Source organism: Acinetobacter sp. UBA2063 (assembly GCF_002333245.1).
In the GTDB taxonomy this organism is placed as follows: Bacteria; Pseudomonadota; Gammaproteobacteria; order Pseudomonadales; family Moraxellaceae; genus Acinetobacter; species Acinetobacter parvus.
Genome location: NZ_DDAH01000040.1, coordinates 1 through 10,763 on the forward strand (window position 1 = coordinate 1; position 10,763 = coordinate 10,763).

Consider the following 10,763-nt stretch of genomic DNA (forward strand, 5'->3'; position numbering starts at 1 on the left):
TCATCGCCACCTATACGGAATAACTTATGGCTTTGATTTAGCTTATTGTGTAGACGATTGGCCATCTGGACCAACAACTGATCCCCAATATGATGCCCAAAAGCATCATTCACCGACTTAAAACCATCCAGGTCAATATATAAAAAGGCAGCCTTTTGCTCATGCAAGCGATGATGGCTAAACACAACCTCTGCATACTCGGTTAAATACATACGGTTAGGCAGCTTGGTTAGGGCATCATGCAGAGACTGAATCTCAAGCTCTTTATTTATAAAAGTGAGTTGTTGATTACGCTCTTCCAGTCTAGATTCTAAAACCGCAACAGCAAAACCTGCGACAAACACCAGACTGGTAATAAAGATGATTGTGAACAACAATACACTTTGCTCTGTCTGTGCTGCATTCAAGGCCTTAATAATACTTGCATCAAAATAGGTTGCCGCCATACCTGTGTAATGCATACCGACAATACTCAGCGCCATTAACACCGCAACAATGGCTTTTAGCCCAATCCGATACCTGACTGCTGACTTATATTTAAAGATAAAGAAGAAACTTAGACCAGCCCCACTGATTGCAATTAAAACTGAGCAAATAACCAATAAGGGATCATAATGCATCTGATAATATTCAACTGTCAGAGCCATCATGCCTGTATAATGCATACCCGCTATACCCAAGCCCATAAACACAGCACCAAGAATCAGGCGAGGCAAAGGCAAGGTTGGACGTGAAGTCAGCCACACCGCAAAAATAGAGGCAATTGTACCCACCATATAGGAAAGCGTCGTTAACCCCAGATCAAAATGATAGCTTTCTGGCAAATGAATCGCTAGCATTCCCACAAAATGCATTGCCCATATCGCCAACCCCAGGATTAAGCCACTCGCAACCAGAATGCTTTTTTCAAACTTTTTATAAGCGGTCTTGAAAACCAGCTCTTCCATTGAAAATGCGGCATAGCATGTTGCCACCGCAACCAGAATGGAAACGATGACCAATGTACTATCGTAATCAACGTGTACCATAAAGGAATTCCATGATTATCCATGACTTTTTTATTTGCCGAGCAAATTGCCTAGGCTCAGAACGATCTTTCACACTCAAAAAAAGATACGAATAGCAGTCATAATCTTTCCTTAACAATAACATCATATAACATAAGGTCAAGTCTTTTTCATTTTATAAATCAATAGAATAAAAACATATAATTACTCCAAACCTATAAAAAGACTTGCTTTTTTTATTGCACTTTTCACCGAAAGACCAATTTATTTTTGCTAAGTGTTTTTCTTATTTAAGTAGCTACTTCTTATTTGTTTTAAACTGCCCTATGAACTTAAGTCTGATTGCAGTTTTTTTGTTTTTCTCGTGCACTAAGCACGATATAAAATGCTTATCAGAGACACATATAAACTTTTTTAATTTTTATACTATTATAACTCTGTTATCAGCAGCATTAAAAACCTCGTTTACCAACAAGAGGGTTCTTTTAACTCAGAGATAAAACTGAGCTTTCTCTTTTTCTACGATTTTGTTTGCTTCAACACTTATTAGGGTATCCTGCGCAAGGAGCAACGAAATAGAAAAGCATGTGAAGCATCACTTCGTAAGACCAATACGTAAGATTGGAGCTATACCTCACCAATGCGCAACATTAGGATGATCCAATAAAAAAGCCCCTGTACAAACAAGGGCTTTTAAAGATTAAACTAAAATTTAGTTCTTCTCTTTATCAACGATTTTGTTTGCTTGAATCCAAGGCATCATTGCACGAAGTTTATTACCTGTTACTTCGATACCGTGTGCAGCATTTTGACGACGGCGAGCAGTCATAGATGGGTAGTTCAACGCACCTTCCTGAATGAACATTTTCGCATATTCACCAGACTGGATACGTTTCAACGCGTTACGCATTGCTTCACGAGACTGTTCGTTGATTACTTCAGTACCAGTCACATATTCACCGTACTCAGCATTGTTAGAAACTGAGTAGTTCATGTCAGCAATACCGCCTTCGAACATTAAGTCAACGATTAACTTAAGTTCATGTAAGCATTCGAAGTAAGCCATTTCTGGTGCATAACCAGCTTCAACCAAAGTTTCGAAGCCCATTTTAACCAATTCAACAGCACCACCACAAAGAACTGCTTGCTCACCGAATAAGTCAGTTTCAGTTTCTTCACGGAAAGAAGTTTCGATAATACCTGTACGACCACCACCTACACCTGAAGCGTAAGAAAGAGCAACGTTACGTGCATTACCAGAAGCATCTTGGTGAATCGCGATAAGATCAGGAACACCTGAACCACGTTGGAATTCAGAACGTACAGTGTGACCAGGTGCTTTAGGTGCAACCATGATGACGTCTAAGTCTTCACGTGGAACAACTTGGTTATAAAGTACAGAGAAACCGTGAGCAAATGCTAAAGTCGCGCCTTCTTTGATATTTGGCTCAATCACATCACGATAAAGTTGAGATTGGAACTCATCTGGAGTCAAAATCATCACTAAGTCAGCTTGAGCAACAGCTGCTGGAACTTCAGATACTTTAAGACCTGAATTTTCAGCTTTTTTCCAAGATGCTGAACCAGCACGTAAACCAACAGTTACGTCAACGCCAGAATCTTTCAAGTTAAGTGCATGAGCATGACCTTGTGAACCATAACCAATGATTGCAACTTTTTTGCCTTGGATGATTGATAAGTCACAGTCTTTATCGTAAAAAATTTGCATCTGTTTTCTCCATTAGAATCTTTAACTTCCCTCCCATTTTCAAGGGGAGGGTTAGGGTGGGGTCGACATAACCCCCTCTAACTCCCCCTCTTGCGTGGCAATACCACTCAGGGGGAGAACTATATTTAAACTGTTAAAACTTTTTCACCACGAGCGATGCCCGATACACCTGAACGTACAACTTCTAAAATGGTATTTTCAGCAAGTGCATCAATAAAACCATCGATCTTATCAGTCGTACCAGCAATTTGAATCGTATAAGTGGTTGGTGTTACATCAACGATTTGAGCACGGAAAATATCAGCTGTACGCTTAATTTCCGCACGAGCGGCACCTAAAGCTTTGACTTTAATCAACATAAGCTCGCGCTCAATATGTGCACCTTCTGACAAATCAACCACTTTAACTACTTCAACCAATTTATTCAGTTGTTTAGTGATTTGCTCAATTTTGTGATCATCACCATAAGTGGTGAGCGTCAAACGAGATAAAGTCTCATCTTCAGTAGGTGCAACGTTTAAAGTCTCAATGTTGTAACCACGTTGAGAGAATAAACCGACCAAACGAGAAAGCGCGCCTGCTTCATTTTCTACAAGTACAGAGATAATGTGTCTCATGCCGTGCGCTCCCCTTTACCTAACCACATATCTTTCATCGACTGACCTGCAATCAACATTGGATAAACATGTTCTGTACGATCAACCATGACATTAATGAATACACATTTATCATTAATTGCCATTGCTTCAGCCAGTTTAGATTCCAATTCATCTGCATGATTGATTTGAATACCTACGTGACCATAAGCTTCCATCAATTTTGCAAAATCAGGTAAAGAATCGACATAAGAGCTTGAATGACGCCCTTCATAGTTCATGTCTTGCCACTGCTTCACCATGCCTAAAGCCTGGTTATTCAAGCAAAGAATTTTCACATTTAAGCCATATTGCTTACATGTTGATAATTCCTGGATACACATCTGAATTGATGCTTCACCTGTGATACACACGACTTGTTGATCTGGGAATGCAAGCTTCGCTGCCATTGCATACGGCAAACCAACACCCATGGTGCCTAGACCACCAGAGTTAATCCATTGGCGTGGACGTTTGTATTTGTAGTAGTTTGCACCAAACATTTGGTGCTGACCTACGTCAGATGTGATGATCGCTTCACCATTGGTCACACGATCAAGCGCTTCCACCACTTGTTGTGGTTTCATTTCACCATTTTGAGCCGCTTCATAGCGTAAGCCATGAACTTTACGCCACTCATTAATCTGAGACCACCATTCAGCAATTGCTTCAGGATTTGGTTTAGACACATTCATCTGTTTAAGCTGAGCTAACATTTCTTGAAGAACTGGCTCAACCGCACCAACGATAGGAATGTGCGCCATAATCGTCTTCGAAATTGTTGCTGGGTCAATATCAATATGAATAACTTTCGCATTCAAACAGAATTTCGCTGGGTTATTGGTTACACGGTCATCGAAACGTGCACCAATGGCCAAAATCACGTCTGCATTGTGCATCGTCATATTGGCTTCATAAGTACCATGCATCCCTAACATACCGACAAACTGTGGATCATTGCCAGGGAAAGCACCTAAGCCCATTAAAGTATTGGTTACTGGATAACCCAATAGATGTGCAAGTTCAGTCAATAATGCAGAAGCATTACCCTGAACAACACCACCACCCGTATAGATAATTGGGCGTTTAGCGGTAATCAGTTCATCAATTGCCTTACGGATTTGACCTGAATGTCCACGTGAAGGCGGTTGATACGAACGCATCTTCACTTTTTCAGGATATTCGTAGGCAAATTTTTCTGCTGGATTGGTGGCATCCTTAGGAATATCAACAACCACTGGGCCTGGACGGCCAGAAGACGCGATATAGAATGCTTTCTTGATAATTGCAGGAATTTCGCTGGCATGACGAACCTGGAAACTGTGTTTTACAATTGGACGGGAAATCCCAACCATATCCGTTTCCTGGAATGCATCTTCACCAATTAAATGTGTCGCAACCTGACCAGACAAAATCACCATCGGGATTGAGTCCATATAGGCTGTTGCGATTGGAGTCACAGTATTTGTCGCACCTGGACCAGAAGTCACAAGAACAACACCTGTTTTCCCTGTTACGCGCGAATAAGCATCTGCCATGTGGCCAGCAGCTTGTTCATGACGTACGAGGTAATGATTGATTCTGTCTTGTTGAAATAACGCGTCATAGATATGTAAAACTGCGCCGCCTGGATAACCAAAAACATGCTCTACGCCTTCGTCCGCAAGGGCACGAACGAGCATTTCACCACCAGATAAAAGTTCCAACGTGATTCACCCTAGTATTTGCACAGTTTATAGGAGACATAAACCGTGTTTCATTCATTAACTTATGCACTTTTTTAAGTGTGCGTATTCTACTCGTTTTTGCTGCAATAGGAAAAATTTTCTGACTCATCAGCCGTATAAGCTGTTTTTACATCTCGAATCAAAATATGCTGGGATAAGCATATTTCAAAAAATCATTCTCTCGGCTAGAAAGAATGTCCATTGCAAGCCATGACATTTATTCGAAGGGTGATCAAATAAGCGCATATAAAACTAAAGCAAGCATTTTTGTTGCTTTCATACACAAAGTCAAGAATAAAGGAAAGGTTTTTCTATAATATTTTTTAGCTGTTGTTTTTTTAGGCTTATTCACAGCAGTGGTTTAGTCTAGTGAAACGTCCATTTATCAAAAATTCATTTTCTTTTTACATAAAACTATGCATTGTAAATTGTATCCTGAATACACTTTGATCGAATATAGACAGAATTCTCTTGGGGAGATCAAACATGAAACCATCTTATTTAAAAACGGGCTTATATACGGTTGCCACAACAGCACTGCTGCTTTGTTCAAGTCAAAACCATGCGCAACAGTACTACAAATGGGTCGATGCAAATGGATCGACCCACTACACCACCACACCTCCGCCTAAAGGTGCAAAACGTTTAAATAAAGTTTCAACCTATGGTGGAAATCAGGCGACACCAGCACCAGCCACAACAGCAAATCAGGCCGCACAGCAAGCCCAGAACGCTGCGCAACATGCATCACAGGCAGCAAATGTGGCGGCTGAAGCGGCTGAAACAACCTCACCTCCTGCTCAGGCACCATCTGCACCATCACATTCAGACCGATAAAGTAGCCTTAATAGATCAAGGTGGTAGTAACCGCCTTGAAGATAAAATCCCAATCTAAAAACTGACATTTCACTCAGTTTTGCGCTATGCTGTGCAGCAATCTTAATCTTACTTTTTTGTTGTATCGCATATCCCTATGACGACTTCTCACATTGACGCCGAATATCAAGCAAGTGCCATTGAGCCCCAAGTTCAACAAGACTGGGACAATCGCAAAGTTTTCAAAGTTGCCGACACTGTAGAGGGCAAGCATCGCTATATCCTGTCGATGTTCCCCTACCCAAGTGGCAAGCTGCATATGGGGCATGTGCGCAACTACACCATCGGTGATGTGATTAGCCGTTTTTACCGTTTAAAGGGCGAAACAGTGTTACAGCCAATGGGTTGGGATGCCTTTGGTTTGCCTGCTGAAAACGCAGCGATTGCTCATCAAGTTGCACCAGCAAAATGGACTTTTGAAAACATCGCCTACATGCGTGACCAATTAAAAAAATTGGGTTTGTCTGTCGATTGGGATCGTGAATTTGCGACCTGCACACCAGAATACTATCATTGGGAACAATGGTTGTTCGTTCAGCTTTATAAGAAAGGCCTGATCTATCGTAAGCTGTCAACAGTGAACTGGGATCCTGTAGACCAGACTGTGTTGGCCAACGAGCAAGTTGAAAATGGCCGTGGCTGGCGTTCAGGTGCATTGGTGGAAAAACGCGACATCCCAATGTACTACTTCCGCATCACCGACTATGCACAAGAGTTGCTGGATGATCTAGACACCTTGCAGGATGGCTGGCCACAGCAGGTTTTGACCATGCAACGTAACTGGATCGGTCGTTCGACAGGGATGGAAATTACTTTCCTTTCTGCGAATCCTGAAATTTATGCAGATGGCCTAACCGTTTATACAACGCGTGCTGATACCTTAATGGGTGTAACTTATGTTGCTGTTGCAGCAGAACACCCTATGGCACTCAAAGCTGCTGCCCTCCAATTAGAAGCAGGCAATCCTGAATTGGCTGCATTTATTGAAGAATGTCGTATGGGATCAGTGGCAGAGGCTGATCTCGCCACTGCTGAAAAGAAAGGCATGGCAACAGGCTTATGTGTGAAGCATCCAGTGACAGGTGAAGACCTGCCTGTTTGGATTGCGAACTATGTGTTGATGTCATACGGTTCAGGCGCTGTAATGGCAGTTCCTGCACATGACGAGCGCGACTTTGAATTTGCCAACAAATTTAACCTGCCAATCAAGCAAGTCATTGATGCCAAAGGCGCAGATGATGCAGCTTTTTCTGCAACCCAGTGGCAAGAATGGTACGGTTCTAAAGACGGTAAACTAACCAATTCAGGTGAGTTCGACGGTTTAGATTTTCAAGCCGCGTTTGATGCTTTGCTGGCAAAATTAGAACCTCAAAATTTAGCAAATGCGAAGGTTCAATTTCGTTTACGTGACTGGGGTGTATCTCGTCAACGTTACTGGGGTTGCCCAATTCCAATGATTAACTGCGACAGCTGTGGTCAAGTGCCAGTGCCAGAAGATCAATTGCCCGTGGTATTACCGACCGATGTGGTTCCAGATGGTTCTGGTAACCCATTGAATAGGATGCCTGAATTCTATGAAACCAAATGTCCAAGCTGTGGCGGCGATGCGCGTCGTGAAACAGACACCTTGGATACCTTTGTAGAATCATCTTGGTATTATGCGCGTTATGCATCTCCAGACTTTACTGACGGAATGGTTAAACCAGAAGCGGCGCAAAGCTGGCTTCCTGTGAATCAATATATCGGTGGTGTAGAGCACGCAATTTTGCACTTACTTTATGCACGTTTCTTCCATAAGTTGATGCGTGATGAGGGTGTTGTTCAGGGCAACGAACCATTTAGCAACTTGTTGACACAGGGCATGGTTTTGGCAGATACGTTCTACCGTGAAGCTGAAAATGGCAAAAAAACCTGGTTCAACCCTGCCGACATTATTTTAGAAAAAGATGAAAAAGGCCGTGTGCTTTCTGCAAAATACTCAGGTGATGGTCAGGATGTGGTTATCGGTGGACAAGAAAAAATGTCCAAGTCGAAAAACAACGGTATTGATCCACAAGCGATCATCGACCAATACGGCGCAGATACCGCCCGTGTGTTTATGATGTTTGCTGCCCCACCTGACCAGTCTTTGGAATGGTCAGATGCAGGGGTTGAAGGTGCCAACCGCTTCCTAAAACGTGTATGGCGTTTGACTACTGGTTTCTTGGAAAAAGGCAATCAGACGAGTGCAATTGATAGCGCAAATCTTTCTAAAGATGCACAGGATCTACGCCGTAAAACCCATGAAACGATTCAGAAAGTGGGTGATGACATCGAACGTCGTCATGCGTTCAATACTTCTATTGCTGCATTAATGGAATTGTTGAATGCCACCAATAAGTTTGAAGCCAAAGATGATCACGATGTTGCAGTTGAACGTGAAGCAATCACAACATTGCTGACATTACTTGCACCATTTGCACCACATTTAAGCCAGACCTTGTTGGCTCAGTTTGGTATTGATTTAACCTCGGCTGAATTCCCTCAGGTGGACGAGTCAGCCTTGACCCGCAATACGCAAACGATTGTTGTACAGGTGAATGGCAAGCTTCGTGGTAAGCTGGAAGTTGCTGTTGATATTTCCAAAGAAGATTTATTGGCACAGGCAAAAGCCTTGGCAGAAGTTCAGCAATTCCTGACAGGTCCAACCAAGAAAGAAATTGTTGTGCCAAACAAATTGGTGAATTTAGTCGTTTAAACCGTAGGGGCGTATTGTATACGCCCTCATTGTCTATGAGGGATATTTATGCACTTAGCGCAACGTCTCGCTGCTATTGTTTTAACTTTGGGTCTAAGTGCTGGCTTAGTCGGTTGTGGTTTTCATCTTAAGGGAAGCAACCCAGCCGCAATACCATTGGTCTATAATAAACTCACCCTGGTTCTACCTGACAATACCGATGAGCTTGAAAATCGTTTAAGTATCTACCTCAGTGCAACAGGTGTACAGCTCAGTAATGCCAATGATGCCTATGTATTGCGCATTCTGGATTACACCCCTCGCCGCCAGTTGTTGAATGGTAAATTGACAGAGGTGCTACTGCGTTTAACGGTGACTTTTCAGATTGAGGACCATCAGGGCCGCAAGATGACTGAACCACGTACCTTGACTGCCTCACGAAACTATCAATATGATGTGGCAACCGTCAACACTGACAACCAGCAGGAAGCCTATCTCAACCGTATTGTGATTGATGACTTGGCCCAACAATTGACGCGTCAAATTGCCGCAAACCGCTTACCTAAAGCTCAACCCTAAGCTGTCATTATGAAGCTGGATTATGTTCAAGCCCTAAAGCGTGTCCATGAAGCCCGTGGTGCATGGATTATGCACGGTCAGGAACCCCTGCTTGAACAAAACCTGCTGGATGCATTTCGTAAAAGTTGGCAACAGCATGAAGTTGAACGTCAGCGTTATGACATCAGTAGTGTCAATGACTGGAAAAATGTCTTTAATGCGCTGAATAGTTTGTCATTATTTTCACAACAACTGGCGATTGAAGTGCATGGCAATATCAAGCCTGATGCCAACGGTCTAAAACAGCTTAAAAATTATATTCAGCATAATGAACACAACTTACTCCTGATAGTTTTACCCAAACAGGACAGCAGCAGTTTAAAGACAGCCTTTTTTCAGACCGTGGAAGCCAATGGCGTGGTGGTTGCACTCACCGCCACCTATCCACAGGATCGGCAACGTATCCTAGGTATTGAGGCAGAAAAACTAGGGATTCAACTCAATAATGATGCATGGCAATGGCTGATGCAGCACCATGAACATAATTTACTGGCTGCAAAAAACAGCCTGATGCGGGTTGCGGACACATTTCCAGATCTTAAGCAAATTCAGACTGAACAACTGTATGCCTGTTTACAGGATCAATCCCGTTATACCACCTATGACTTGAGTGATGCCTTGTTGGCTGGCAACCTGGCGCAGTCAGTCAAGATTTATCAGTACCTGATTGCGGCTGGCGAGCCTGACAGCCTGATTTTATGGACACTCAGCAAAGAAATGCGCCTATTGATGCAGTTGTTTGAACAGCCACATAATGCCCTACAGCTTGGTATCTGGAATACTAAAGTTTCACAATATCAACAAGCGTTACGGCGTTTAAACCCACGTCAATTTCTGACCTGGTCTGATTTACTGTTGCGTATTGATGCCGCCATTAAAGGCATGTCCAAAGAGAATCCAGAACACCTGATGTTGCAGGCTGTTGGGGAATTGTGTGGAAAAAGACTATTTCCCAACACAACTTAATAATTTGGTGTCCCCTCAATTAAATACTGATCATTTTTTTTGGAGAAATTGAAAGTGAAAGACAAGGTTTCGCTATTATTCAAAGTAATATTTGCATTACATCTTAATAAATAACCTTGTCTTGCTTTTTTCTGCTTTGTTTCAATGATCACGGCTTTTAAATGATATGTTTGAGCATAAGAACTTTCATCAAAAGATTGCTTCATTGAGGTTTTAATACGGTCATTCTGACAATCTTTTAAATCATATTCCGATAAAATCACTACATTCGCAACATTAAGCAGAGAGGTGAATCAGGAAATTTGAACAACAGCTATAAGTGATATTTTGCTCCCCAAATGATGTTATAAACATCGATATACTGCTCATGGATTGATAATGTGATGGTTGAACGGTTATGGAGAAGCGTTAAATATGAAGAGGTGTATCTCAAAGCCTACAGCAATGTTTTGGATGCGAAGAAGCAATTAAACGCATATTTTGAATTTT

The 10,763-nt window shown here is 42.2% G+C and carries 9 protein-coding genes and 1 pseudogene; 5 read left to right on the plus strand and 5 right to left on the minus strand.

Annotated elements, in window-relative coordinates; all coding sequences use genetic code 11:
* The 4 genes from B4H32_RS01990 to B4H32_RS02005 form a co-directional block, all read right to left on the minus strand.
* Positions 1-1,028, minus strand: a 1,028-nt coding sequence (locus tag B4H32_RS01990; protein WP_286799560.1) for an MHYT domain-containing protein, incomplete at its 3' end; no start/stop codon positions are given.
* A 691-nt stretch (positions 1,029-1,719) separates the two neighbouring features.
* Positions 1,720-2,736, minus strand: a complete 1,017-nt coding sequence (gene ilvC / locus B4H32_RS01995) for a ketol-acid reductoisomerase (RefSeq protein WP_004760771.1) — start codon at positions 2,734-2,736, stop codon at positions 1,720-1,722.
* Between the two features lie 125 nt (positions 2,737-2,861).
* Positions 2,862-3,353, minus strand: coding sequence for an acetolactate synthase small subunit (ilvN, locus tag B4H32_RS02000; RefSeq protein ID WP_004678407.1), 492 nt, complete (start codon positions 3,351-3,353; stop codon positions 2,862-2,864).
* Positions 3,350-5,077 (minus strand): acetolactate synthase 3 large subunit, encoded by a 1,728-nt coding sequence (locus B4H32_RS02005; RefSeq protein WP_286799568.1) that lies wholly within the window; start codon positions 5,075-5,077, stop codon positions 3,350-3,352. The genes ilvN and B4H32_RS02005 overlap by 4 nt, the downstream gene beginning before the upstream one ends.
* A gap of 507 nt (positions 5,078-5,584) precedes the next feature.
* On the opposite strand from B4H32_RS02005, the gene B4H32_RS02010 reads away from it, so the two are divergent.
* The 4 genes from B4H32_RS02010 to holA all read left to right on the plus strand — a co-directional run bounded on the left by B4H32_RS02010 (position 5,585) and on the right by holA (position 10,274).
* Entirely contained in the window at positions 5,585-5,935 is a 351-nt protein-coding gene (locus B4H32_RS02010; protein WP_286799569.1) for a DUF4124 domain-containing protein, read from the plus strand.
* Between the two features lie 136 nt (positions 5,936-6,071).
* On the plus strand, positions 6,072-8,711 hold the full coding sequence (leuS, locus tag B4H32_RS02015) for a leucine--tRNA ligase (RefSeq protein ID WP_286799570.1): 2,640 nt from the start codon (positions 6,072-6,074) through the stop codon (positions 8,709-8,711).
* Positions 8,712-8,759: 48 nt separating this feature from the next.
* On the plus strand, positions 8,760-9,269 hold the full coding sequence (gene lptE, locus B4H32_RS02020; protein WP_004760766.1) for an LPS assembly lipoprotein LptE: 510 nt from the start codon (positions 8,760-8,762) through the stop codon (positions 9,267-9,269).
* 9 nt (positions 9,270-9,278) lie between these two features.
* Entirely contained in the window at positions 9,279-10,274 is a 996-nt protein-coding gene (gene holA / locus B4H32_RS02025; protein ID WP_004760765.1) for a DNA polymerase III subunit delta, read from the plus strand.
* Here the strand turns inward: holA and B4H32_RS02030 are convergent.
* The gene (locus B4H32_RS02030; RefSeq protein ID WP_004678417.1) at positions 10,271-10,537 is read right to left on the minus strand and encodes a hypothetical protein; all 267 of its coding nucleotides are present in this window, start codon (positions 10,535-10,537) and stop codon (positions 10,271-10,273) included. The two genes, holA and B4H32_RS02030, sit on opposite strands and share 4 nt — an antisense overlap.
* A 105-nt stretch (positions 10,538-10,642) precedes the next feature.
* Here B4H32_RS02030 and B4H32_RS02035 point away from each other — a divergent pair.
* Positions 10,643-10,763 (plus strand): annotated as a pseudogene (locus B4H32_RS02035) (IS3 family transposase); the annotation flags it as partial.